Below are 22,623 nucleotides of genomic sequence, written 5' to 3'. Positions count from 1 at the left end.
GACTTTGCATACTGGCAAGAACGAAGCGAGAGCGGGAAAGACATGGCCGAGCTGACGATCTCCTCGGATGAGATCCGTAGCGCGATCGAGAACTACGTCTCGAGTTACGCCCCGGACGTGAGCCGGGAAGAAGTTGGCACCGTGGTGGACGCCGGTGACGGCATCGCCCACGTCGAGGGCCTGCCCTCGGCCATGGCCAACGAGCTGCTCGAGTTCCCCGGCGGCGTCCTGGGCGTCGCCCTGAACCTGGACGCGCGCTCCATCGGTGCCGCGATCCTCGGTGACTTCGAAAGCATCGAAGAGGGCCAGCAGGTCAAGCGCACCGGCCAGGTCCTGTCGGTGCCGGTCGGCGACGGCTACCTCGGCCGCGTCGTCAACCCGCTGGGCCAGCCGATCGACGGCCTCGGCGACATCGAGACCACCGAGCGCCGCGCGCTGGAGCTGAAGGCCGCCTCGGTGGTCGAGCGCCAGCCGGTGTCGGAGCCGCTGCAGACCGGCATCACCGCCATCGACGCGATGACGCCGATCGGGCGCGGCCAGCGCCAGCTGATCATCGGTGACCGCAAGACGGGCAAGACCGCCGTCGCCGTGGACACGATCATCAACCAGAAGGCCAACTGGGAGACCGGCGACCCGAAGAAGCAGGTCCGCTGCATCTACGTCGCGGTCGGCCAGAAGGGCTCCACGATCGCCGCCGTGAAGAAGTCCCTCGAGGACGCCGGCGCGCTGGAGTACACCACCATCGTCGCGGCCCCCGCGTCCGACTCGGCCGGCTTCAAGTGGATCGCGCCGTACACCGGCTCGGCCATCGGCCAGCACTGGATGTACGAGGGCAAGCACGTCCTCATCGTGTTCGACGACCTGACCAAGCAGGCCGACGCCTACCGCGCGATCTCGCTGCTGCTGCGCCGCCCGCCGGGCCGCGAGGCGTTCCCCGGCGACGTCTTCTACTTGCACTCCCGCCTGCTGGAGCGCTGCGCGAAGCTGTCGGACGAGCTGGGCGCCGGCTCGCTCACCGGTCTCCCGATCATCGAGACCAAGGCGAACGACGTGTCGGCCTACATCCCGACGAACGTCATCTCGATCACCGACGGCCAGTGCTTCTTCCAGTCGGACCTGTTCAACGCCGGTCAGCGCCCGGCCATCGACGTGGGTATCTCGGTGTCCCGCGTGGGTGGTGCCGCGCAGGTCAAGGCGATGAAGTCGGTCTCCGGTTCGCTCCGGATCGACCTGTCGCAGTACCGCGAGCTGGAGGCCTTCGCGGCCTTCGCCTCGGACCTCGACGACGCGTCGAAGGCGCAGCTCGAGCGCGGTGCCCGCCTGTACGAGGTGCTCAAGCAGCCGCAGTACTCGCCGATCCCGGTCGAGGAGCAGGTCTGCACGGTGTGGCTGGGCACGAACGGCCACTACGACTCGGTCCCGACCGAGGACGTCCGCCGCTTCAACCACGAGTTCCTGGACTCGGCCCGCCGCAAGCACGACGACATCCTGGGCGCGATCCGCGACTCCGGGAAGTTCGAGGACGAGACGGCCGACAAGCTGGTCGCCGCGGTGAACGAGTTCAAGAAGGAGTTCACCACCTCCGAGGGCAAGCCGCTCGAGGAGAACGCGGACGCCATGGAAGCCGACAAGGTCGGGCAGGAGACCGTCAAGGTCAACAAGCCCGCGCCGAAGAAGTGAGCTGGTAGCTCATGGCCGCACAACTCCGGGAACTCCGGTCGCGCATCAAGGCGACCAAGTCGATCGGCAAGATCACCAAGGCGATGGAGCTCATCGCCACCGCGCGCATCACCAAGGCGCGGGCTCGGGTCGCCGCTTCCCGGCCGTACGCGGACGAGATCACCAAGGTGCTCTCGGCGCTGGCCGGCGCGGCCACCACGCTCGACCACCCCATGCTGGTCGAGCGCCCGAACCCGAAGCGGGCCGCCGTCCTGGTCGTGACCAGTGACAAGGGCCAGTGCGGTGGGTACAACTCCAACGTGCTGCGCGCGACCGAAGAGCTGCTCGCCCTCCTTCGCGAGGAGGGCAAGGAGCCGCAGGTCTACGTCACCGGCAGCAAGGGGCTGAACTACTACCGGTTCCGGGGCCGCGAGGTCGTGGACGGCTGGACGGGCTTCTCCGACCAGCCGGGCTACGCGAACGCGGTCGCGGCCGGCGACGCCCTGGTCGAGTCGTTCATGCGGGGCGTCGACGACGAGGACGGCAACGCCGACGGCATCACGGGTGTCGACGAGATCCACATCGTCTACACCGAGTTCGTGTCGATGCTGACGCAGCGGCCGACGGCCAAGCGCGTCGCGCCGCTCGAGGTCGAGTACTCCGAAGGCGAAGAGGAGAAGCCCGCCGGGCTGCTCCCCAGCTACGAGTTCGAGCCGAGTGCCGACAAGCTGCTGGACGCGATCCTGCCGAAGTACATCAACACGCGGCTCTACGCGGCCCTCCTCGAGTCCGCGGCGTCCGAGCTGGCCGCCCGCCGGACGGCGATGAAGGCCGCGTCGGACAACGCGAACGAGCTGGTCGGCAACCTGACGCGGGAGATGAACCAGGCTCGCCAGGCGCAGATCACCCAGGAGATCTCCGAAATCGTCGGTGGCGCGAACGCGCTCACCGCAGCAGGAAGTGATGATTGATGACCAGTACTGAAGCCCCGCGCGCCAAGGGGCGCATCGTGTCGGTGACCGGTCCGGTCGTCGACGTCGAGTTCCCGCGCGGTTCCGTGCCCGACCAGTTCAACGCGCTCAAGGTCGAGATCGAGTTCGAGCAGCTGCGCAAGACGGTCACCCTCGAGGTCGCCTCCCACCTGGGTGACAACCTCGTCCGCACCATCTCCCTGCAGCCGCAGGACGGCCTGGTGCGCGGCGCCGAGGTCACCGACACCGGCGGCCCGATCACGGTCCCGGTCGGCGACAAGGTCAAGGGCCACGTCTACAACGCCCTCGGCGAGTGCCTCGACGAGCCCGGCTACGGCGAGGACCTCGAGCGCTGGGGCATCCACCGCAGCGCCCCGTCCTTCGACCAGCTCGAAGGCAAGACCGAGATGCTGGAGACCGGCCTCAAGGTCGTCGACCTGCTCACCCCGTACGTCCAGGGTGGCAAGATCGGCCTGTTCGGCGGTGCCGGCGTCGGCAAGACGGTGCTCATCAAGGAGATGATCACCCGCGTCGCCCGGAACTTCGGTGGTACCTCGGTGTTCGCCGGCGTCGGCGAGCGCACCCGTGAGGGCAACGACCTCTTCCTGGAGATGTCCGAGGACGGCGTCATCAACGACACCGCCCTCATCTTCGGCCAGATGGACGAGCCGCCGGGCACGCGTATGCGCGTCGCGCTGTCCGCGCTGACCATGGCGGAGTACTTCCGCGACGTCCAGAACCAGGACGTGCTGCTGTTCATCGACAACATCTTCCGGTTCACCCAGGCCGGCTCGGAGGTGTCGACCCTGCTGGGCCGCATGCCGTCCGCCGTGGGTTACCAGCCGACGCTGGCCGACGAGATGGGGCAGCTGCAGGAGCGGATCACCTCGACCCGTGGCCGTTCGATCACCTCGATGCAGGCGATCTACGTCCCCGCGGACGACTACACCGACCCGGCCCCGGCCGCGACGTTCGCCCACCTGGACGCCACCACCGAGCTCTCCCGGTCGGTGTTCCAGAAGGGCATCTTCCCGGCGGTGGACCCGCTGGCGTCGACGTCGACGATCCTCGACCCGGCCATCGTCGGCGAGGACCACTACCGCGTCGCCTCCGAGGTCATCCGGATCCTGCAGAAGTACAAGGAGCTGCAGGACATCATCGCGATCCTCGGTATGGACGAGCTCTCGGAAGAGGACAAGCTGACCGTTCAGCGCGCGCGCCGCATCGAGCGGTTCCTGTCGCAGAACATGCTGGTCGCCGAGGCGTTCACGCAGATCCCGGGCTCGACGGTGCCGCTGTCGGAGACGATCGAGTCGTTCGACCGCATCACCAAGGGTGACTTCGACCACTACCCCGAGCAGGCGTTCCTGGGCATCGGTGGCCTCGAGGACCTCGAGAAGAAGTACAAGGAAATCACCAAGAAGTGATTTTCCGGGAGCGGCGGGGGCAGTGTCCTATATGGACCAGCGCCCCCGCCGTTCTCATAGCAGGGGACAGACCTATTACACTCGGTGGTAACACCCCGAGCGAAGGAGTGCTACGTGGCTGAGATGTCCGTGGAGCTGGTGGCCGTCGAGCGCCGTCTCTGGTCGGGTACTGCCACTTTCGTGGTGGCCCAGACCACCGAGGGTGAGATCGGCATCATGGCCGGTCACGAACCCGTGCTCGGGCAGCTGGTCGAGGGTGGCGTGGTCAAGGTGACGACCACCGACGGCGAGACGGTCTGCGCGGCCGTCCACGGCGGGTTCCTCTCCGTGACCGGCACCGGGGTGAGCATCCTCGCCGAGAGCGCCGAGCTCTCCGACGAGATCGACGTCGAGGCGGCCAAGGCGGCCCTGACCGGGGACGACGAGACCGAGCGGGCGAGGGCCTCGGCCCAGCTCCGCGCAGCGGGTCAGTCGGCCTGAGCGCGAGACGGGCAGGAGCCGGGCCGTGAAGATCACCGTGGTCGTAGTCGGGCTCCTGATCGTGCTCGCGGTGCTGGCCGCCTGGTACGGCCAGCGGTGGATCCGGATGCGCCGCGGTGGCGGCGTGAGCGTCGCGCTGCGGTGGCGTCCGGACAACCCGCGGTCCAGCTGGCACCTGGGGCTGGGCCGCTACGAGGGCGACGAGTTCGTCTGGTACCGGGTGTGGAGCCTGCGCACCGGCGCCGACCGCGTCTTCCAGCGGGAAAGCATGCAGATCGCCGACCGCCGCGACCCGTCCGGCACCGAGGCCTACGCCGTGCCCGAGGGTTCGACGGTCCTGCGCTGCGAGTCGGAGACCCAGGAAGCGATCGAGATCGCGATGGGTCCGGGCGCGTTGACGGGCTTCCTCTCCTGGCTCGAGTCCGCCCCGCCCGGGCGGCGCCTTCCGCGCGCTTCTTGAACCCTATGGATAACTGTCTCAAACTTGGGACAGTTATCCATAGGGTCTTGGATGCCTCCGACTGGGGCCCGATGGCCGAGATCTCGCCGCATTAAACTCACTGCGTGACCCTCGTCGAGATCCCCGGCTCCAAGTCCGTCACCGCCCGCGGCCTGTTCCTGGCCGCCGCCGCGCACGGCACCACGACCCTCGGCCGTCCGCTGCACTCGGATGACACCGAGGGCTTTGCCGAGGGCCTGGTCAAGCTCGGCTACCGCGTCGACCGGCAGCCGGACGCGTGGACCATCGAGGGCCGGCCGTCGGGGCCCGGCGTTGCCGAAGCCGACGTCTTCTGCCGGGACGGCGCCACGACGGCCCGGTTCCTGCCCGCGCTGGCCGCGGCCGGCACCGGGACGTTCCGCTTCGACGCGTCCGGCCAGATGCGCCGCCGTCCGCTCGGGCCGCTGACCGACGCCCTGCAGGAACTGGGTGTCGACCTCGAGTTCGGCGGCGAGCCGGGGCATCACCCGCTGACCGTCCGCGCGAACGGCGTCAAGGGTGGGGAGCTGACCCTCGACGCGGGGTTGTCGTCGCAGTTCCTGACCGCGTTGCTGCTGCTCGGGCCGCTGACCGCGGAGGGCCTGCGGATCACGGTGACCGACCTCGTGTCGGTGCCGTACGTCGAGATCACGCTGGAGATGATGCGCCGCTTCGGCGTCGACGTCCGCCGCGAGGGGCAGACGTTCGTGGTCCCGCCCCAGCCGTACCGCGCGTGCGAGTACCCGGTGGAGCCGGACGCGTCGACAGCGAGCTACTTCCTGGCCGCGGCGGCGGTCACCGGCCGCACGGTGACCATCCCGGGCCTCGGCTCCGACGCCCTGCAGGGCGACGTGCGCTTCGCCGACGTCCTGCGTGAGATGGGCGCGCACGTGGAGCTGACGCCGGACTCGGTGACGGTCGCGGGCCCGTCGGGCGGCCTGCGCGGGATCACAGTCAACATGCGTGACATCTCGGACACGGTCCCGACCCTGGCGGCGATCGCGCCGTTCGCTTCGGGCCCGGTGCGCATCGAAGACGTCTACAACACGCGCATCAAGGAGTGCGACCGGCTCGACGCGTGCGAGGAGAACCTGCGCGCGATGGGCATCGAGGTCGTCACCGGCCGCGACTGGATCGAGATCCAGCCGGGCCGGCCGACGGGCACCCTGGTGGCGTGCCGCCGCGACCACCGGATCGCGATGGCGTTCAGCATCACGGGCTTGCTGATCGACGGCATCACGCTGGATGATCCGGAGTGCGTGAAGAAGACCTTCCCCGGCTTCCACCAGGCACTGGGGACCCTGCGGGAGAGCTGGGGGATCTGATGACCGAAGAAAACCGCTTCGCGAAACTGCCGGAGCGCGTGAAGCCGGAGGACATGGTCACGACCCAGGCCGTGGACCCGGCGTTCGACGGGACACCGGACGTCGACCTGGAGCGCCACTGGGCGGCGCAGGAGCAGGGCCGGCTCGGCTAGGGCTGCCCGCCCGGCTGCCACAGGACGTCGCCGTCCGGGTTGGCCAGCCGGGCCAGGATGAACAGCAGGTCCGACAGCCGGTTCAGGTACTTCACCGCGATCGGGTTGGTCGCCTCGGGCTCGGCCTCGTGCAGGGCCCAGGCCGACCGCTCGGCCCGGCGCGCCACCGTCCGCGCCTGGTGGAGGAACGCCGCCCCCGGCGTGCCGCCCGGCAGGATGAACGACGTCAGCTTCGGCAGGCGCTCGTTGAACTCGTCGCACCAGCCTTCGAGCCGCTCGACGTACTTCTCGGTGATCCGCAGCGGCGGGTACGGCGGGTCGTCGGAAATCGGCAGGCAGAGGTCGGCGCCGACGTCGAAGAGGTCGTTCTGGACCGTGCGCAGTACGTCCGTGACCTCGGCGGGCAACGAGCCCATCGCGATCGCCAGGCCGAGCACCGAGTTCGCCTCGTCGGTGTCCGCGTACGCGCCCAGCCGCGGAGACGTCTTCGGCACGCGGGACCCGTCGCCGAGCGCGGTCGTGCCGTTGTCGCCGACCTTCGTGTACACGCGGTTGATGCGAACGACCATGGATCCACCATAGCGGCCCCCGCCCGGGCCGAATCCGGGCGAGAGGGCATGATTGGCGGCCATGAGCGAGCACTTCGACGTGCATGGCGGAGCCCGGCTGGTCGGCGAGGTCGACGTGGTCGGCGCCAAGAACAGCGTGCTGAAGCTGATGGCCGCGGCCCTGCTGGCCGAGGGCACCACGACCATCACGAACTGCCCGCAGATCCTCGACGTCCCGCTGATGGGCGACGTGCTGCGGAGCGTCGGCTGCGAGGTCGTCATCGAGGGCGACACGGCCACCATCACGACGCCGGCCGAGCTGTCGCACCGCGCGGACTCGGCGGCGATGGGCAAGCTGCGCGCGTCCGTCTGCGTGCTGGGGCCGCTGGTCGGCCGGCTGAAGCAGGCTGTCGTGGCGCTGCCGGGCGGCGACGCGATCGGCTCGCGCCCGCTGGACATGCACCAGAACGGCCTGCGCAAGCTGGGCGCGACGAGCACGATCGAGCACGGCTGCGTCGTCGCGAAGGCCGAGACGCTGGTCGGCGCGCAGATCTGGCTGGACTTCCCGAGCGTCGGCGCGACCGAGAACATCCTGATGGCGGCCGTGCTGGCCGAGGGCACCACGGTCATCGACAACTGCGCGCGCGAGCCGGAGATCGTCGACATCTGCACGATGCTGACCGAGATGGGCGCGAAGATCGAAGGCGCCGGCACGTCGACTCTGACGGTGCACGGCGTGGAGCAGCTGCACCCGACGACGCACAGCGTGATCGGCGACCGGATCGTGGGCGCGACCTGGGCGTTCGCCGCTTCGATGACCCGCGGCGACATCACCGTGCGCGGGGTCAACCCGCACCACCTCGACCTGGTGCTGAACAAGCTGCAGCTGGCCGGCGCGGACGTCGAGACGTTCGGAGACAAGGGTTTCCGCGTGGTCCAGCCCGAGCGCCCGAAGGCCGTCGACTGGGTGACGCTGCCGTACCCCGGCTTCGCGACCGACCTGCAGCCGTTCGCGGTGGCGCTGTCGGCGGTGTCGGAAGGCACGTCGATGATCACGGAGAACGTCTACGAGGCGCGCTTCCGCTTCATCGAGGAGATGGTCAGGCTGTCGGGCGACGCCCGCACGGACGGCCACCACGCGGTGGTCCGCGGCGTCGAGAAGCTGTCGAGCGCACCGGTCTGGGCATCGGACATCCGCGCCGGCGCCGGGCTGGTGCTCGCGGGTCTGTGCGCGGACGGTGTCACCGAGGTCTGGGACGTCTTCCACATCGACCGCGGCTACCCGCACTTCGTCGAGAACCTGAACCGCCTGGGCGCGAACATCCAGCGCGTCGCGGGTGAGCCGGACAGGAGCTGATCACACCCGCTTTGGGGGGTCCGGGTGGCGGAGCCCCCGGCCCGGGGCGGAGCCCCGGTTGTTTCAGCCCTGCGCGCCCAGTGCGCGCAGGGCGTATGCCACCAGCCGGTCCAGGTAGTCCGGTTCGGCTTCGGCCTGCCGGACCACCAGGCGCCAGTAGATCGGCGCCGCCAGGACGTCCAGCGCCATCTCCATGTCGAGGTCCTCGGGCAGCTCGCCGCGGGTGATGGCCCGGCGCAGCATGGCCTCGCCGACCTCCCGTCGCGGCCCGCCGATGTTCTCGCGCGTGCTGCGCCCGCGGTCCGGATTTCGCGCGTCCTCGGCGACCAGGTCCGGCAGGATCCGCGAGAACAGCGGGTGCGTCAGCCAGTCGATCAGCGCCTGCATCGTCTCCCGCAGGTCGCCGCGCAGTGAGCCGGTGTCCGCCTCCGCCGCGCGCGTCACGCTGAACTCCGTGACGACCGCGGCGATCATTTCGTCCTTCGACCGCCAGCGCCGGTAGAGCGCGCTCTTGCCGACCCCGGCGCGCTTGGCCACCGCTTCCATGGACAGCCGCCCGTAGCCCTGTTCGGCGAGTTCGTGCAGGACGGCGTCGGTGATCGCCTGCGTGACCTCGGGCTGCAGGACCGCGGCGCCGGTGGGGGTGCGTGCCATGGAGCGCAGTCTAGCGGGTGGACGAGACGGTCCCGTCCCGTCTATGGTGGCTTACGTCGGGACGGTACCGTCTCGTCCAACCGTCGAAGGGGGCCGCGATGCGCGACTTCGCCGAGCACGCGCTCGATCTGCTGCTGAAGCACGACATGGCCGGGTTCGCCGGGCTCTGGGCCGAGGACGGCGTCCTCGAGTTCCCGTTCGCCGGCCCGGGCTACCCGAAGCGCGTCGAAGGGCGCGACGCGATCCGTGAGTACCTGCGCGACTACCCGAACCTGCTGGACATCCGGGAAGTCACCGCGAAGACCGTGCACGAGACCGCCGACCCGGGCGTGGTCGTCGTCGAGTTCACCGTCGCCGGGGTCGTGGTGGCGTCGCGGAAGCCGTACGAGCTGTCGTACATCGCCGTGATCACCGTCGAGGACGGCCGGATCCGCCACTACCGCGACTACTGGAGCCCGCTGGCCGCCGCGAAGGTCCTCGGCGGCGAACTGACGGCGGCGTTCGGTGGCTGACGCCCTGGTCCTCGGTGGCACCGGCACGACCGGCCGCCGGGTCGTCGCGGGCCTGCGCACGGCAGGATTCACCGCCCGGGCGGCCACACGGAAGCCGGCAGAACCCGGTCAGGTCCGCTTCGACTGGGCGGACTCCTCGACCCACGCGGACGCGCTGCGCGGGGCTTCGGCGGTCTACCTGCTGGCGCCGGTCGGTGAGGCTTCGCCCGCCGGCTCGGTCGCGCCCTTCCTGGACGACGCCTTCGCGGCCGGTGTCCGCCGGGTCGTCCTGCTCAGCTCGTCGGCCGTCGCCGACGACACCCCGGGCCTGGGCGACTTGCAACGGCTGGTGCGCACGGCACCGGAGTGGGCCGTGCTGAAGCCGTCCTGGTTCATGCAGAACTTCGCCGGCGAGCACCTGGTCGCCCAGGGCGTCCGGAACGGCGAGATCGTCACGGCCACCGGCGACGCCCGGGTCGCGTTCGTCGACGCGGGCGACATCGCGGCGGTCGCCGTCCGCGCGCTGACCGACCCCGTGCCGCACAACACCGAGCACGTCCTGACCGGACCGGCCGCCTTGAGCTACACCGAAGCGGCCTCGATCGTGTCCGCGCACCTCGGCCGCCCGGTACGGCACCGCGCGGTGAGCACCGCCGAGTTCGCCGCGTTGCTGACGTCGTCCGGGCTGCCCGAGCCGTTCGCGGCGGTGCTCGCCGCCCTCGACGAGGACATTCGCCGCGGCGCCGAAGACCGCGTCACGCCGACCGTCGAGCAGGTCACCGGGCGGCCGGCCCGTTCGTTCGAAACCTTTGTGCGGGAGGAGATCCGATGAAGCAGCTGATGTTCGAAGACGACCCGCAGTTCTGGTTCGAGACCCTGCGCCTGTTCGGCCACGCGGCCTACGGCGGCTCCGACTTCGGCGAGGTCCTCGCGGCGGCGTCGACGGTGACGCCGGGGGACTACGACAGCTGGCACGACGCCTACCGCGCGTTGGCCGACCGGCTGTACGCCGAGGCGGCCGACGCGGGGCCGGTCACCGCACGCGACCTGCTGCTGCGCGCGTCGACGTACTACTTCTCGTCGGAGTTCTTCCTCCACGGCGACCCGGCGGACCCACGCATCGCGGCGGCGTACGACCGGAGCGTCGAGTGCTTCCAGCGCGCGGAGGTGGCCGAGCCGGTCGAAATCCCTTATGAAGGAACGGTTCTGCACGGCTACCTCTACCGCGCGCCAGGCGACGGCCCGAAGCCGTTGCTGATCATGCACAACGGTTTCGACGGCAGCGCGGAAGAGTGCCACTACCTCGGCGCAGGGGCGGGCGCCGCGCACGGCTACCACGTCCTGACGTTCGACGGCCCGGGCCAGCCGAGCGCGATCCGCCACGAGAAGCTCGTGTTCCGGCCGGACTGGGAGCACGTGGTGACGCCGGTGGTGGACTTCGCGCTGGCGCTCGGCGGAGTCGACCCGGCGCGCATCGCGCTGCTCGGCGTGAGCCTGGGCGGCATGCTGGCCCCGCGCGCGGCGGCGTTCGAGCGCCGGCTGGCGGCGGTGGTGGCGGTGGACGGCGTGTACGACGCGGGTGCGGCGGTGACCGGGCTGTTGCCGTGGCCGCGACAGGAGATCCTGGCCCGCGCCCGGGCCGAGCGCGACGAGGAGTTCGACGCCCTGCTCGCGGCGGGCCGCGAGGCGAGCCCGACGCTGCGCTGGGCGTGCGACCACGGCCGGTACGTGCTGGGCGCGGCGACCGATCGCGAGTTCATCGCGAAGTACCTGGAGTACACGCTGGCGGACGGCGTGGCGGAGAAGATCGCCTGCCCGGTCCTGGTCTGCGAAGCGGCGGACGACCTGTTCTTCGGCGGCGACCAGGAGACCGAGCCCCGGCGGCTGTACGCGCACTTGACGGCACCGAAGACACTGCTGACGTTCACGGCGGAGGAGGGCGCGGACGCGCACTGCCACGTCGGCGCCCAGCGGCTCGCCGCGGGCCGGATCTACGACTGGCTGGACCGCACGCTCTAGCCTTCGAGGGCGAGCACCGCGCCGAAGCCCACGAGCGCGGTGCCCGTCGCGCCGTCCATCACCCGCCGTACCTTGCGCTGCCGCAACCAGCCCCGCACCCGGTGTACGAAGAACAGCAGCACCACCTGCCACACCACGCCCAGGGCCGCCACCGTGTACGCCAGCAGCAGCGAGTCCCCGAGCGTCGACGACGGCGTCAGGAACTGCGGCAGCACCGACAGGTACAGCACGATCACCTTCGGGTTGGTGATGTTGGACAGGAACCCTTCGCGGAACCGCCGCCCACGGGACGCGCGGGCCTTGCGGACGTCGTCGAGAGCTTCGTAGTTCCCGCGCCAAGCACCGCGCAGCGCCTGGATCCCCAGGAAGACCAGGTACGCCGCGCCGAGCCACTTCACCGTCTCGAACACCGGGCGGTAGCGGGTGATCACCGCCCCCAGGCCGAGCGCCGCCGCCGTGCCCTGCAGGAAGTTCGCGACCGTGATGCCCGCGCACGCCCAGCCGCCACCGCGGGCGCCGCCGGTCAGGGCGTTCTTCAGCACCACCATGGTGTCCGGGCCCGGCATCATCGCCAGGAACGCCATCATCCCGGCGAAACCCGCGTACGTGCTCCAGGTCATCAGGATTCCAGGGCCAGGGCGGCGCCGAAGCCGACCAGGGCGGTGCCGGTGACGCCGTCCAGGGTGCGCCGGACCCGGCGGCGCTCCAGCCACGCGCGGACGCGGTGCACGAACACCAGCAGCACCACCAGCCACAGCACACCGAGCACGGCGACGGTGTAGGCCAGCGCGAGCGCGTCCCACGTCGTCGTGCGCGCCGGGTCGAGGAACTGCGGCAGCACCGACAGATACAGCACCAGCACCTTCGGGTTGGTGATGTTGGAGAGGAAGCCCTCGCGGAACCGCCGGAAGCCGCCGCCGCGGCGTCGCTGGGCCTCCTCGACCGCCTGGTAGTCACCGCGGAACGCGCCGCGCAGCGCCTGGACACCGAGGTACACGAGGTAAGCCGCGCCGGCCCACTTGAGCGCGGTGAACACCGGCTGCGACCGGGCGATGAGGACGCCGAGCCCCAGCGCCGCGGCACTGCCCTGCACGGCGTTGCCGGCGAAGATGCCGAGCGACGCGAGCAGCCCGCCCCGGAACCCGCCGGACAGCGCGTTCTTGAGCATCACCATCGTGTCGGGCCCCGGCGCGACGACGATCAGGACCACGATGACCAGATAACTGCCGTACGAACTCCACGTCACGGCTTTCCACGCTAACGGACGGACCGGGCGTGGTCTCGCGGATTTCGGTCACAGCGCCCCACACGCGACTTGGTGCGCCGCGCGATCAACCACGCACAGAGGGTGTCCGACCACGTGCGCCGCGCGCGGGAGACGCTCCGGCAGAGTAGTGTTCGGCCATGTCAGCAGGCGAAATCGATCTTCTGCCCGGTGAACGCGTGCTCTGGGCGGGAGAGCCGGTCCAGCGCCCGCTCTACGTCGCCGCGGACGGGGTGATCGCCCCGGCCGGGCTCGTCCTCGCCGCCGCCGCGCTCTGGTTCCTGCTCACGCGCGAGCCGAGCGGACCCACGATGGTCGCCGCCGTTGTCGTGCTGGTGGCCGGCCTCTACGGCGCGGTCGGCCGCTCGATCCTCCGGTACCTCGCGCTCGGGCGCACGACCTACGCCGTGACGGACAGCCGGATCATCGCGCGGTCGGGCCTGTTCCGGCAGAAGGAACGCTCCAGCGAGCTGGCCGGTCTGCCGGCGCCGGTGCTCAAGGCGGGCCCGTCCCGCACCGGGACCATCGCCTTCGGCGGGTCGGGTTCGGTGACGCTGATCGGCATCGGCGAGCCCAAGCGGGTCCGCGACCTGCTCACCAAGGCCATCGACGAGGCCAAGGCGCGCCAGGCCCCGCCGGAAGCGAACAGCTCCGCCGCCTGAAGGCAACCGGCACGGCCCTCCCGAGCGTCACCCGGCAAACAGGACTGGGGAGGCCGCCGTGGACATGCCGAGGAGCGCCCTGCTGCCGGGTGAGCGGTTGCTGTGGTCGGGACGGCCGCAGCGGCGTCGGCACGGTGACCTTCGGGGAGCCGGAGGGGCTCCTCGGCGTCATCGGTGGCGCGCGGACGAAGTCCCCGCAGGTCACGATCGTGCTGGCGGCGGTGCCGGAGGCCGAGCGGGTCCGCGACCTGATCGCGCGGGCGCAGAGCGCCGCCTGAGCCGGCACCGGGGCACCCCGGGCGGCCCGCGCGCGCGTGGCTGTGCGATCTGATCGGCCGCGAGCAGGCCGCGGGCTGACGTCACCCGGACGTGGCCGATTCCACTGCCCACCTATGTTACCGGTCGGTACACTCGACGAAACGTCCACCGCCGGAGGTGTCCAGTGCCGTATCCAACGGACCGCGAGCGAGACCGACCGTGGGTGATGCGAACCTACGCGGGGCACTCCTCCGCGGCCGCGTCGAACGAGCTCTACCGGCGCAACCTCGCGAAGGGGCAGACCGGCCTCTCGGTGGCGTTCGACCTGCCGACCCAGACCGGCTACGACCCGGACCACCAGCTCTCCCGCGGCGAGGTCGGCAAGGTCGGCGTGCCGGTGTCGCACATCGGCGACATGCGGCTGCTCTTCGACGGCATCCCGCTCGCCGAAGCCAACACGTCGATGACCATCAACGCGCCGGCCATGTGGCTGCTCGCGCTGTACGTCTCCGTGGCGCGCGAGCAGGCCGAGGCCGAGGGCCGGGACGTCGACGAGGTCCTCGCCAAGCTCGCCGGCACCACGCAGAACGACATCATCAAGGAGTACCTGTCCCGCGGGACCTACATCTTCCCGCCGGGGCCGAGCCTGCGGCTGATCACCGACGTGATCGCGTGGACCGTGCACCACGTGCCGAAGTGGAACCCGATCAACATCTGCAGCTACCACCTGCAGGAAGCCGGGGCGACGCCGACGCAGGAGGTCGCGTACGCGCTGTGCACCGCGATCGCCGTGCTCGACGCCGTCCGCGACTCGGGGCAGGTCGACGCGGCCGACATGGCGAAGGTCGTCGCGCGGATCTCCTTCTTCGTCAACGCCGGTGTCCGGTTCGTCGAGGAGATGTCCAAGATGCGCGCGTTCACCGCGCTCTGGGACGAGCTCACGCGCGACCGTTACGGCGTCACGGATCCGAAGGCCCGCCGGCTGCGCTACGGCGTCCAGGTGAACTCGCTCGGGCTGACCGAGGCCCAGCCGGAGAACAACGTCCAGCGGATCGTGCTGGAGATGCTCGCGGTGTCGCTCTCCCGCGGCGCCCGCGCCCGCGCGATCCAGCTGCCGGCGTGGAACGAGGCCCTCGGCCTGCCGCGGCCGTGGGACCAGCAGTGGGCGCTGCGGATGCAGCAGGTGCTCGCCTTCGAGACGGACCTGCTGGAGTACGAGGACATCTTCGACGGCTCGCACGTCATCCAGGCCAAGGTCGACGAGATCATGGCCGGCGCCCGCGAGGAGATCGCCCGCGTGCAGGACCTCGGCGGCGCGGTCGCCGCGGTCGAGAGCGGGTACATGAAGTCGCAGCTGGTCGCCTCGCTGGCCGAGTACCGCCGCGAGATGGAGAACGGCGAACGGATCCTGGTCGGCGTCAACAAGTTCGGGACGACCGAGCCGTCACCGCTGCAGGCCGAAGGCGCGAAGGCGATCGAAACGATCGACCCCGCCGTCGAGAAGGCCGCCGTCGCCGCCATCGAGGACTGGCGCGCCCGGCGTGACAACGACGCCGTCGAGCGGTCGCTGGCCGCGCTGAAGGAGCGGGCGCAGACCACGGAAAACCTCTTCGAGGCCACTGTGGACTGTGCGCGGGCCGGCGTGACCACCGGCGAGTGGGCCGGCGCGCTGCGCGAGGTGTTCGGCGAATACCGGGCGCCCACCGGCGTTTCCGCCTCCGCGGTCGCCGGCACGGGCGACCCCGAGCTGGAGCGGGTGCGCACGCGCGTCCGGGAAACCGAGGCGGAGCTGGGCGAGCGGCTGCGGATCCTGGTCGGCAAGCCGGGCCTGGACGGGCACTCCAACGGCGCCGAGCAGGTCGCCGTCCGGGCGCGCGACGTCGGCTTCGAGGTCGTCTACCAGGGCATCCGGCTGACGCCCGAGCAGATCGTCGCGGCCGCGGTGCAGGAAGGCGTGCACGTCGTCGGGCTCTCCGTGCTGTCCGGCTCGCACCTCGAGGTCGTCCCGCACGTCGTCGACGGCCTGCGTGCCGCCGGCGCGGGCGACGTGCCGGTGATCGTCGGCGGCATCATCCCGCCGGACGACGCCGCGCTGCTCACCGAACGCGGCATCGCCCGGGTGTTCACGCCGAAGGACTACGAGCTCACCGGGATCATGGACGGCATCGTCAGCCTGATCCGGGAGCGGAACGGCCTCGGCTGAGCTCCACTGGCCCGCTCCGAGGGGCTACCGTCGGGGCATGACCGAGTACGAGCACATCCTGGTCAAGCGCGACGGCGACACCGTCACGATCACCATGAACCGGGCGGCCCGGCGCAATTCGCTCTCCGCGGACCACCTCGCCGAGCTGCTCGCCGCGTTCCACGAGGCGGGGACCTCCGACGCGACCGGTGTCGTGCTGGCCGGCGACGGCCCGGTGTTCTCCGCCGGCCACGACTTCGCCGACGTCGCCGCGCGGGACCTGACCGGCGTGCGCGAGCTGCTGACCCTGTGCACCGACCTGATGAAGACGATGGAGTCGATCCCGCAGGTCGTCATCGCGCGGGTGCACGGCCTGGCCACCGCGGCGGGCTGCCAGCTGGTGGCGTCGTGCGACCTGGCCGTGGCGGCCGAGTCGGCGGGCTTCGCGCTGCCGGGCGGCAAGGGCGGCTGGTTCTGCCACACGCCGGCGGTCCCCGTGGCGCGCTCGATCGGCCGCAAGCGGCTGATGGAGCTGGCGCTGACCGGCGACGTCGTCGACGCGGCGACCGCGCTCGACTGGGGTCTGGTCAACCGGGTCGTGCCCGATGAGCGGCTCGACGACGCCGTCGCCGAGCTGCTGGCCCGGGCTACCCGCGGCAGCCGCGCCAGCAAGTCGATGGGCAAGGTGACGCTCTACGCCCAGCTCGACCGGCCCGAGGCCGACGCGTACGCGATCGCGCTGGAGGTCATGGCGGCGGCGTCCCAGCTGCCCGGCGCCCGCGAAGGCATGGCGGCGTTCCTGGAGAAGCGCAAGCCCTCCTGGCCCGACTGATCAGCCCTGGGTGCGCTCGTACAGCATGAGCTGCGCCCACGCGGCGATCGACTGCGCGTCGGTGATCTCGCCGGCGAGGATCATCTTCTCGACGTCCGCGCGCGCGAACCACGCGCTGCGCATGTCCTGCTCCTCGTGCTCGCGCTCGGGCTCGCCCTCGGTGATGTCCGTGGCGAGGAACACCCAGCCGCGCTGGCTGCTCATGCCGGCGGCGACGTCGAGCCTGCCCAGCGGCACCATCGAGCCGGCCCGCAACCCGGTCTCCTCGCGCAGTTCCCGCACGGCGAGCTCGTCCGGCGGCACGTCGGCCAGGTCCGGCGCGGTGCCCTGCGGGAACTCCCAGCGCCGCTCACCGAGCGGGTAGCGGAACTGCTCGACCAGCCGGAACCGGTCGCCGTCCTGGGCGACGACCAGCGCGTACGCCGGCTTGTCGATCACGCCGTAGATGCCCGCCGAGCCGTCGGAGCGGCGGATTTCGTCCTCCCGCACGGTCATCCAGTTGTTCCGGTACACCTCGCGGGACGCGACACGCTGAATGGGGTCCACCCGTCCAGTATCCCGAACCTGTCCTACCCTCCTCGGGTGCGTCTCGTGATCGCGCGGTGCCAGGTCGACTACGCCGGCCGGCTGACCGCCCACCTGCCGATGGCCACCCGCCTGCTGCTCGTCAAGTCCGACGGCTCGGTGTCGGTGCACTCCGACGACCGTGCGTACAAGCCGTTGAACTGGATGAGCCCACCCTGCTGGCTGATCGAGGACGGCAACCTCTGGATCGTCGAAAACAAGCAGGGCGAGAAGCTGGTGATCTCGATCGAGGAGGTCTTCCACGACTACTCGCAGGCCCTGGGCGCGGAACCGGGCCTGCAGAAGGACGGCGTCGAAGCGCACCTGCAGGAACTGCTGGCCGAGCACATCAAGACCCTCGGCGACGGCTACACGCTGGTCCGCCGCGAATTCCCCACGGCGATCGGCCCGGTCGACATCATGGCCCGCGACGCCGAAGGCCGTTCGGTGGCGGTCGAGATCAAGCGCCGCGGCGAAATCGACGGCGTCGAGCAGCTCACGCGCTACCTGGAGCTGCTCAACCGCGACCCGCTGCTGGCGCCGGTGCAGGGCGTGTTCGCGGCCCAGATCATCAAGCCGCAGGCCCGCACGCTGGCCGAGGACCGCGGCATCCGCTGCCTGACCCTGGACTACGACGAGCTGCGCGGCATCGAGTCCGACGAGTTCCGGCTGTTCTGACGTGTCCGACGTGGAGCCCGGGCGGTACGTCCACCACAAGGGCGCGGAGTACGAGGTGGTGGGCGTCGCCCGGCACAGCGAGACCGAAGAGGAGCTCGTGGTGTACCGGGCGCTCTACGGCGAGCACGGGCTGTGGGTGCGGCCGAAGGCGATGTTCGTCGAGACCGTCGAGACACCCGGCGGCCGCGTGCCGCGCTTCCGCCGGGTGGCGGACTGACGCGGGTCGTTGAAAAATTGACCCCTCAGCTGCCCGAAGGGGCGGTATCCGGGGCGATACCGAATCGATGCCGAAATCGACGTATCTGATTCGATGATTCTCGCTCCGCCAGGAAATCGTTAACCCGATAGGCCCGTGCGCAGTGGGCGGTTACTTTTTCAACGCCTTTTATGCGCTGTTCGGGTGAGTTCGGGTTCTTATTCGAACGTGCTGTGCCACACTCGATTCGAGGGGTTCCGCCGGTGCGTCCGGCGTGGCCGGAGGGTGGTGCGCTCGGCCGTCACTTTTTCGTCGTGCCAACGTTTCAATCCGCCTTCGAGCTCGGGGTGTGCATGCCATCCGGCCGGTGTGCGCGCATTTTGGCCTGCACGAAGGAGGAAGTCATGCGTTATCGCCCACTCGGTTCCGATCCGGCCGACCCGCGCCTGGGCCGGTTCATTCCGGACGACTGGCGGCACGTGGAAAGGTATCCGCTCGGCGCGCTCGCCGACGACGACAAGCCCACCCGCGCGCCGGTCGTGATCGGGGTCAACTGGTACTCGGCGTTCGACCAGCCGGAACAGGACGAGACGTCCGGCGAGTTCTTCATCGCGAAGGCCGGCGTCAAGCACCTCGGCCGGATCCGCGGCGGCCACGCCGTCTGCCTCGAGCCGGGCGGCACCCCGGACACCGACGCCTGGTACGCGTTCTACGACCAGGGCCGCGAAGGCGCCTGCGTCGGCTTCGCCTGGTCGCGCTGCATGTCGATCTTCAACGGCAGCGAGTACTCGGCCCGCTGGCTCTGGGACCAGGCCAAGAAGCGCGACGAGTGGCCCGAGACCAACCCCGGCGACGAGAACGGCACGTCGTGCCGCGCCGCGGCCGAAGTGCTCAAGGACACCGGGCACGTCCTGTGGGACGAGTCCTACGCCGACGACGACTGGCGCACCCGCGAGAAGTACACCGCCGAGGCCAAGCAGGGCATCAAGGCGTTCCGCTGGGCGAAGTCCGTCGACGACGTGCACTCGGTGCTCGCCAACCCGCGGGCCGACGAACTCGGCGCCGTGCCGATCCTCAACTCGTGGGGCCCGGGCTACCCGCACCGGACCTACCTGCCCGACGAGGTGCTGGCCCACCTGATCGACGAGGACGGTGAGATCGCCGTACCGACCGACCGCTGATCGTCAGCCGCTCCCGCGGCGCGTGAAACGAGGGCGCGTCTCCCCTGGTCCAGACCGGGGGAGCGCGCCCTTCGGCCATTGTGGACGAGTCGGCGTGCCGACCCTGAATCCATGCAGTACTGTCCGGATCTGACGGGATGCTGGTGATTCCTGTCGGTTGTTGTCCTGTTTGCAGAAGGAACTGCCGGAGGTGGGTCGGGTGCTCGTACTGGCCGATGCGAACCTGCGACTCGACGCGAGCGCGATCGACTACATCGAGCTGGCGTTCTATTTCGCGCTCGTGCTCGGCATCGGGTACCTGGCGCGGCGGCAGGTGTCGAGCAGCCTCGACTTCTTCCTGTCCGGCCGGTCGCTGCCCGCCTGGGTCACCGGCCTCGCGTTCATCTCGGCGAACCTCGGCGCGGTCGAGGTCATGGGCATGTCGGCCAACGGCGCCCAGTACGGCCTGCCGACCGTGCACTACTTCTGGATCGGCGCCATCCCGGCGATGCTGTTCCTCGGCATCGTGATGATGCCCTTCTACTACGGCTCCAAGGTCCGCAGCGTCCCGGAGTTCATGCGGCGGCGCTTCGGCAGGCCGGCCCACCTGGTCAACGGCGTCAGCTTCGCCGCCGCCCAGATCCTCATCGCGGGCGCGAACCTCTTCCTGCTGGCCAGCGTGGTGAACCTGCTGCTGGGCTGGCCGCTGTGGGTGTCGATCATCGTCGCCGCCGCCATCGTGCTCTCCTACACCGCGCTCGGCGGCCTCTCCGCCGCGATCTACAACGAGGTCCTGCAGTTCTTCGTCATCGTCATCGCGCTGGTGCCGCTGACGATCGTCGGCCTGGTCAAGGTCGGTGGCTGGGAGGGCCTGGTCGACAAGGTGACCAACAGCCCCGGTGGCTCCGCGCAGCTGCACTCGTGGCCCGGTGACAACCTGACCGGCTTCGGCAACAGCCTGCTTTCGGTGCTGGGCATCGTCTTCGGCCTCGGCTTCGTGCTCTCCTTCGGTTACTGGACGACGAACTTCGTCGAGGTCCAGCGCGCGATGGCGTCGAAGAGCATGTCCGCCGCGCGGCGCACGCCCATCATCGGCGCGTTCCCGAAGATGCTGGTCCCGTTCATCGTGATCATCCCCGGCATGATCGCCGCGGTCACCGTGTCCGAGTACGTCCGGGACAAGCAGGTGCTGCTCGACGGCGGCACGGCCGAAAGCGGCGTCACCTTCAACAACGCGCTCCTGCTGCTGATGCGCGACCTGCTGCCGAACGGCATGCTCGGCATCGCCATCGCCGGTCTGCTGGCGTCCTTCATGGCCGGCATGGCGGCGAACCTGAGCTCGTTCAACACGGTCTTCACGTACGACATCTGGCAGACGTACGTGAAGAAGGACAAGCCGGACCACTACTACCTGAACCTCGGCCGCGTGGTGACTTCGCTCGGCACGATCGCGGCGATCGGCACGGCGTTCATCGCGTCGAACTCCGGCAACATCCTGAACTACCTGCAGGACCTGTTCTCCTTCTTCAACGCGCCGCTGTTCGCGACGTTCATCCTGGGCATGTTCTGGAAGCGGATGACGCCGCACGCCGGCTGGGTCGGCCTGGTGCTCGGCACCGGCTCCGCCATCACCGTCTGGGGTCTCTCGCAGGCCGGAGTGCTCGGCCTCACCGGGCAGGGCATCAGCTTCGTCGCCGCCGGGACCGCGTTCGTCGTCGACATCGTGGCGAGCGTCGTGGTGTCGCTGGCGACCAAGCCGAAACCGGACGAGGAACTGGTCGGGCTCGTCTACTCGCTGACCCCGCGGGAGTCGCTGAAGCACGACGACACCGGCGAGAACGCGGGCTGGTACCGCAAGCCGGGCCTGCTCGCGGGCATCGTGCTCGTCCTGACCATCGCCCTGAACATCATCTTCTAGGAGGTCGGAATGGCTACCGAGTCGCAGCCGCGCGCGCACAAGGCAGGCGCCTTCGACATCCGGCTGATCATCGCCCTGCTGATCGGCGTCTACGGCGTCATCCTGACCGTCATGGGCATCGGCTTCACCTCCGACGAGGAGATCGCGAAGGCCGCCGGCGTGAACATCAACCTGTGGGCCGGGATCGGCATGCTGGTGGTCACCGCGCTGTTCGTCCTGTGGGCCGTGCTCCGCCCGCTCGTCGTGCCGGCCGAGCCCGAGACCGGCGACACACCGCCGGCAGCGGGCGAATAGCCGGGTTGTCCGGACAGCGGCGCTCGGCTGCCGCTACCGTGCATCGCGTGTTCCCAGACGTTCGGCGCCGCCGTCTCCCGAAGCTGTTCCTGCTGGTCACCGCCCTCGCGCTGCCGCTGACGGCCTGCGGGCAGGACCTCGGCAAGTCCAACTTCGCCCGGACGACGGTGCCCGCGGCGGCCGGCTCCGGCCAGGTCGCCGACGGCCCCATCACCGACGCCGCCGTGGCGGTGGACGTGCTCCGCACGATCCAGCCGTGCCAGTTCCTGACCAAGGCCGCCCTCGGCGCGCTGGGCCTCGGCACGGTCGATGACGACCCGTCGCCGTCTTCGATCGCCTTCGACACCTGCAGCAACAAGGTGAAGGACCCCGGCGGCAAGGAGATCCGGCTCGAGCTGGAGATCGGCAGCACGGTGGTGCCGCGGGCCGACAAGACCACCGGGGTGGCCGGCGGTCTGCCGCTGCGCGTGAACAAGACCGGCGACACCGACTGCACGGTCGCGGTGATGACGGCGCTGAAGCCGGATTCCGCGCTCGCGGTGTCGGTCACCTACGCCGGTGACCCCTGCCGTCCCGGGCAGACGTTCGCCGAGGCGGTCGTCCAGAAGCTGCACAGCTCGCCGGAGAAGTACTCGACCCCCGCGGGCACCGTGCTGACCGCCGATCCGTGCGCGATGGCCGACACTTCGGCGGTGACCGCGGTGGTGCCGTCCGCCAAGCCCGCGGCCTCGGGCCTGCACTCGTGCGAGTGGAAGGACCGGGGCCCGTCGGTGTCGGTCGCGTTCCGGCCGGGCCTGCCCCCGTTGGTCGGCGACGGCAACTCCAAGGTGGACCTCGGCGGCGGCGTGACCGCCTTCCAGAAGCAGGCGACCGGGGGTTCGGCCCGCTGCAAGGTCGAGTGGCAGCACCGGCCGTGGCAGGGCGACGACGTCGAACTGGCCCAGGTGGACTACCAGGGCTATGTCGGCAACGACGCCGATCCGTGCGGCAAGGCGGTGACCGTCGCGAAGAACGTCGTCACCAAGCTCCCCAAACCTTGATCTGGCGGCGCGCC

26 protein-coding genes are annotated in these 22,623 nt (G+C 70.2%); 21 read left to right on the top strand and 5 right to left on the bottom strand.

Going from position 1 to position 22,623, the window contains the following annotated elements:
- The first annotated feature begins 42 nt into the window (after positions 1–42).
- From atpA to I4Q55_RS03925, 7 genes are all read left to right on the top strand, one after another.
- Positions 43–1,680 (top strand): F0F1 ATP synthase subunit alpha, encoded by a 1,638-nt coding sequence (gene atpA / locus I4Q55_RS03955; protein ID WP_206784629.1) that lies wholly within the window; start codon positions 43–45, stop codon positions 1,678–1,680.
- A gap of 11 nt (positions 1,681–1,691) precedes the next feature.
- Complete coding sequence (locus I4Q55_RS03950) at positions 1,692–2,630, top strand: F0F1 ATP synthase subunit gamma (RefSeq protein WP_206784628.1); 939 nt, start codon at positions 1,692–1,694, stop codon at positions 2,628–2,630.
- Complete coding sequence (gene atpD, locus I4Q55_RS03945) at positions 2,630–4,057, top strand: F0F1 ATP synthase subunit beta (protein WP_086840690.1); 1,428 nt, start codon at positions 2,630–2,632, stop codon at positions 4,055–4,057. Before I4Q55_RS03950 ends, atpD begins: the two co-directional genes overlap by 1 nt.
- 114 nt (positions 4,058–4,171) lie before the next feature.
- Complete coding sequence (locus I4Q55_RS03940) at positions 4,172–4,537, top strand: F0F1 ATP synthase subunit epsilon (RefSeq protein ID WP_003102658.1); 366 nt, start codon at positions 4,172–4,174, stop codon at positions 4,535–4,537.
- A gap of 25 nt (positions 4,538–4,562) precedes the next feature.
- On the top strand, positions 4,563–4,997 hold the full coding sequence (locus tag I4Q55_RS03935) for a DUF2550 domain-containing protein (RefSeq protein WP_003102655.1): 435 nt from the start codon (positions 4,563–4,565) through the stop codon (positions 4,995–4,997).
- Positions 4,998–5,101: 104 nt separating this feature from the next.
- Positions 5,102–6,340 carry a 3-phosphoshikimate 1-carboxyvinyltransferase gene (aroA, locus tag I4Q55_RS03930; protein ID WP_206784627.1) on the top strand — a complete coding sequence of 413 codons (1,239 nt, stop codon included), beginning with the start codon at positions 5,102–5,104 and terminating at the stop codon, positions 6,338–6,340.
- On the top strand, positions 6,340–6,492 hold the full coding sequence (locus I4Q55_RS03925) for a hypothetical protein (RefSeq protein WP_206784626.1): 153 nt from the start codon (positions 6,340–6,342) through the stop codon (positions 6,490–6,492). The genes aroA and I4Q55_RS03925 overlap by 1 nt, the downstream gene beginning before the upstream one ends.
- Here the strand turns inward: I4Q55_RS03925 and I4Q55_RS03920 are convergent.
- Entirely contained in the window at positions 6,489–7,061 is a 573-nt protein-coding gene (locus I4Q55_RS03920) for a cob(I)yrinic acid a,c-diamide adenosyltransferase (RefSeq protein WP_206784625.1), read from the bottom strand. The two genes, I4Q55_RS03925 and I4Q55_RS03920, sit on opposite strands and share 4 nt — an antisense overlap.
- A gap of 61 nt (positions 7,062–7,122) precedes the next feature.
- On the opposite strand from I4Q55_RS03920, the gene murA reads away from it, so the two are divergent.
- Positions 7,123–8,397: a UDP-N-acetylglucosamine 1-carboxyvinyltransferase gene (gene murA / locus I4Q55_RS03915; protein ID WP_206784624.1), complete on the top strand. Its 1,275-nt coding sequence runs from the start codon at positions 7,123–7,125 to the stop codon at positions 8,395–8,397.
- A 63-nt stretch (positions 8,398–8,460) separates the two neighbouring features.
- On the opposite strand, the gene I4Q55_RS03910 is transcribed toward murA, so the two are convergent.
- Positions 8,461–9,051, bottom strand: a complete 591-nt coding sequence (locus I4Q55_RS03910) for a TetR/AcrR family transcriptional regulator (protein WP_206784623.1) — start codon at positions 9,049–9,051, stop codon at positions 8,461–8,463.
- A 98-nt stretch (positions 9,052–9,149) separates the two neighbouring features.
- Between I4Q55_RS03910 and I4Q55_RS03905 the strand changes: the two genes are divergently transcribed.
- The 3 genes from I4Q55_RS03905 to I4Q55_RS03895 are packed head-to-tail and all read left to right on the top strand — an operon-like array spanning position 9,150 to position 11,561.
- Positions 9,150–9,563, top strand: a complete 414-nt coding sequence (locus tag I4Q55_RS03905; RefSeq protein ID WP_206784622.1) for a nuclear transport factor 2 family protein — start codon at positions 9,150–9,152, stop codon at positions 9,561–9,563.
- Positions 9,556–10,374: an NAD(P)H-binding protein gene (locus I4Q55_RS03900; protein WP_206784621.1), complete on the top strand. Its 819-nt coding sequence runs from the start codon at positions 9,556–9,558 to the stop codon at positions 10,372–10,374. Before I4Q55_RS03905 ends, I4Q55_RS03900 begins: the two co-directional genes overlap by 8 nt.
- Entirely contained in the window at positions 10,371–11,561 is a 1,191-nt protein-coding gene (locus I4Q55_RS03895) for a S9 family peptidase (RefSeq protein ID WP_206784620.1), read from the top strand. The genes I4Q55_RS03900 and I4Q55_RS03895 overlap by 4 nt, the downstream gene beginning before the upstream one ends.
- Here I4Q55_RS03895 and I4Q55_RS03890 read toward each other — a convergent pair.
- Both I4Q55_RS03890 and I4Q55_RS03885 read right to left on the bottom strand, forming a co-directional pair.
- Complete coding sequence (locus tag I4Q55_RS03890) at positions 11,558–12,181, bottom strand: LysE family translocator (RefSeq protein WP_206784619.1); 624 nt, start codon at positions 12,179–12,181, stop codon at positions 11,558–11,560. The two genes, I4Q55_RS03895 and I4Q55_RS03890, sit on opposite strands and share 4 nt — an antisense overlap.
- Positions 12,181–12,807: a LysE family translocator gene (locus I4Q55_RS03885; RefSeq protein ID WP_206784618.1), complete on the bottom strand. Its 627-nt coding sequence runs from the start codon at positions 12,805–12,807 to the stop codon at positions 12,181–12,183. Before I4Q55_RS03885 ends, I4Q55_RS03890 begins: the two co-directional genes overlap by 1 nt.
- Positions 12,808–12,965: 158 nt before the next feature.
- Between I4Q55_RS03885 and I4Q55_RS03880 the strand changes: the two genes are divergently transcribed.
- The 4 genes from I4Q55_RS03880 to I4Q55_RS03865 all read left to right on the top strand — a co-directional run bounded on the left by I4Q55_RS03880 (position 12,966) and on the right by I4Q55_RS03865 (position 16,759).
- On the top strand, positions 12,966–13,487 hold the full coding sequence (locus tag I4Q55_RS03880; RefSeq protein ID WP_206784617.1) for a PH domain-containing protein: 522 nt from the start codon (positions 12,966–12,968) through the stop codon (positions 13,485–13,487).
- A 134-nt stretch (positions 13,488–13,621) separates the two neighbouring features.
- Entirely contained in the window at positions 13,622–13,765 is a 144-nt protein-coding gene (locus I4Q55_RS03875) for a hypothetical protein (protein WP_206784616.1), read from the top strand.
- Positions 13,766–13,929: 164 nt separating this feature from the next.
- On the top strand, positions 13,930–15,948 hold the full coding sequence (locus tag I4Q55_RS03870) for a protein meaA (protein WP_206784615.1): 2,019 nt from the start codon (positions 13,930–13,932) through the stop codon (positions 15,946–15,948).
- A 37-nt stretch (positions 15,949–15,985) separates the two neighbouring features.
- Positions 15,986–16,759, top strand: a complete 774-nt coding sequence (locus tag I4Q55_RS03865; protein ID WP_206784614.1) for an enoyl-CoA hydratase-related protein — start codon at positions 15,986–15,988, stop codon at positions 16,757–16,759.
- On the opposite strand, the gene I4Q55_RS03860 is transcribed toward I4Q55_RS03865, so the two are convergent.
- Positions 16,760–17,305, bottom strand: a complete 546-nt coding sequence (locus tag I4Q55_RS03860; protein WP_206784613.1) for an NUDIX hydrolase — start codon at positions 17,303–17,305, stop codon at positions 16,760–16,762. It lies immediately after the preceding gene.
- Between the two features lie 36 nt (positions 17,306–17,341).
- Here I4Q55_RS03860 and nucS point away from each other — a divergent pair, with 36 nt between their 5' ends.
- The 6 genes from nucS (at position 17,342) to I4Q55_RS03830 (ending at position 22,609) form a co-directional block, all read left to right on the top strand.
- Positions 17,342–18,001, top strand: coding sequence for an endonuclease NucS (gene nucS / locus I4Q55_RS03855; protein ID WP_206784612.1), 660 nt, complete (start codon positions 17,342–17,344; stop codon positions 17,999–18,001).
- 1 nt (position 18,002) lies between these two features.
- On the top strand, positions 18,003–18,218 hold the full coding sequence (locus tag I4Q55_RS03850) for a DUF1653 domain-containing protein (RefSeq protein WP_307793103.1): 216 nt from the start codon (positions 18,003–18,005) through the stop codon (positions 18,216–18,218).
- A 383-nt stretch (positions 18,219–18,601) separates the two neighbouring features.
- Positions 18,602–19,378: a hypothetical protein gene (locus tag I4Q55_RS03845; RefSeq protein ID WP_206784611.1), complete on the top strand. Its 777-nt coding sequence runs from the start codon at positions 18,602–18,604 to the stop codon at positions 19,376–19,378.
- 199 nt (positions 19,379–19,577) lie between these two features.
- Positions 19,578–21,275: a sodium:solute symporter family protein gene (locus I4Q55_RS03840; protein ID WP_206784610.1), complete on the top strand. Its 1,698-nt coding sequence runs from the start codon at positions 19,578–19,580 to the stop codon at positions 21,273–21,275.
- A gap of 9 nt (positions 21,276–21,284) precedes the next feature.
- Positions 21,285–21,569 (top strand): hypothetical protein, encoded by a 285-nt coding sequence (locus I4Q55_RS03835; protein WP_206784609.1) that lies wholly within the window; start codon positions 21,285–21,287, stop codon positions 21,567–21,569.
- Positions 21,570–21,616: 47 nt separating this feature from the next.
- Complete coding sequence (locus I4Q55_RS03830; protein WP_307793102.1) at positions 21,617–22,609, top strand: DUF3558 domain-containing protein; 993 nt, start codon at positions 21,617–21,619, stop codon at positions 22,607–22,609.
- The last annotated feature ends 14 nt before the right edge of the window (positions 22,610–22,623 follow it).

Origin of the sequence: Amycolatopsis sp. MtRt-6 (genome assembly GCF_017308975.1) — a bacterium.
Lineage (GTDB): Bacteria > Actinomycetota > Actinomycetes > Mycobacteriales > Pseudonocardiaceae > Amycolatopsis.
This window is presented reverse-complemented; position numbering and strand designations above follow the sequence as displayed.